Source organism: Vaginisenegalia massiliensis (assembly GCF_900604935.1).
Classification (GTDB): Bacteria; Bacillota; Bacilli; order Lactobacillales; family Aerococcaceae; genus Vaginisenegalia; species Vaginisenegalia massiliensis.
Genome location: NZ_UWPC01000021.1, coordinates 1 through 1,253, shown reverse-complemented (window position 1 = coordinate 1,253; position 1,253 = coordinate 1). Strand labels below are relative to the sequence as shown.

The window sequence follows — 1,253 nt, the reverse complement described above, 5'->3', positions numbered from 1 at the left end:
TATTTTTTTGACAGGTTTGCTTCCTGTTCTCGAATTATATTCGGGTTGTATCTACTCGTTTGAATAGATCCCTTACACATCCTGGTGTTTGTCTTTGTTCAGTTTTCAATGAGCGTTGCTGTCTCGCATCTTACGCTGACAACTTCTATATATTACCATCGCTTCTTCTTATTGTCAACAAGTTTTTTGAAATATTTTTTATTTCTTTCAACTCGTTGTTAAAGAATGTTAAGCCATGTGGCAACTCCTATATATTACTTTGATTTGCTTTTTTCGTCAAGCTTTTTTTGATTGTTTTTTACTTTTTGTGTATTTTCTTTTGAGGGGGTCGTTATGAGACTTTTAGTACTAATTTTTGGGGCTTCGATTGGTTCCTTTACTTTCTGTTTACTTACAAGTTTTAGAAACAAGGAAAAATTTTGGCATTTTTGCCAGCGAGGCTCTTTCTGTCCTTTCTGCAAGCACTCGTTAAAATGGTTTGATCTTATTCCTATTCTTTCTTATTTGCTCCTTTTTGGTCGGTGCCGTTACTGTCATCGAGTCTTTGGCAAGTCTTATTTGCTTTGGGAACTTGGTTTTGCAAGTCTCTTTCTTTATGCCTACTGCGAGTGGGGATTATCTCTGTTTTCTTTTTTATTTTTAGCCTATTGTATTTTATTAATCGTCCTTTCTTACTGGGATCTACTATACTTGAGCGTTCATCTTTTTTTACTAATCGCTTTTCTATTCTTACAGGGATTATCTTTATGGCTTGGCCTAGTACAATTTGACTATTCTACTTTCCTATTTTGTATCGTTTTATCTTGCTTTCTCTATTATTTTTACAAAGATGGAATGGGTTTGGCTGATTACTTTTTTATTATCTGTTCGGCTATGTCGCTTTCGTTTGCTAAGTTGGCTATCTATTTTTTTCTTGCCTCAACTTCTGCTTTAATCGTCTGCTTATTTCAATCCCCCGATAGAAGAATTAGCAAAGTGTCGCTTCCTTTTCTTCCCTTCTTATGTTTTGCCTTTTTTCTATGCCAATTTATCCTGTAGTAAATATCCACCAGCGTAGCTGGTGGCTTTACGGTCAGCCCTAGAAGGGCTTGTTACTGCGAGCCCCTTAAAGGGGCTTTTTTTAATGGACTGCCAACCGCAAACTCCCTTTACCTATTTTGCAAAGGGATCAATATACTCTTTTTTACTTATACTATCACTCAGTCTATCTTCTATTTCTTGATCACGAATATACTTTTCGATCATCTTCTGAT

1 protein-coding gene is annotated in these 1,253 nt (G+C 35.8%); it reads left to right on the top strand.

The window, feature by feature from the left end:
* Positions 1 to 333: 333 nt before the first annotated feature.
* Positions 334 to 1,038 carry a prepilin peptidase gene (locus tag EIH20_RS08510; RefSeq protein ID WP_124059667.1) on the top strand — a complete coding sequence of 235 codons (705 nt, stop codon included), beginning with the start codon at positions 334 to 336 and terminating at the stop codon, positions 1,036 to 1,038.
* The last annotated feature ends 215 nt before the right edge of the window (positions 1,039 to 1,253 follow it).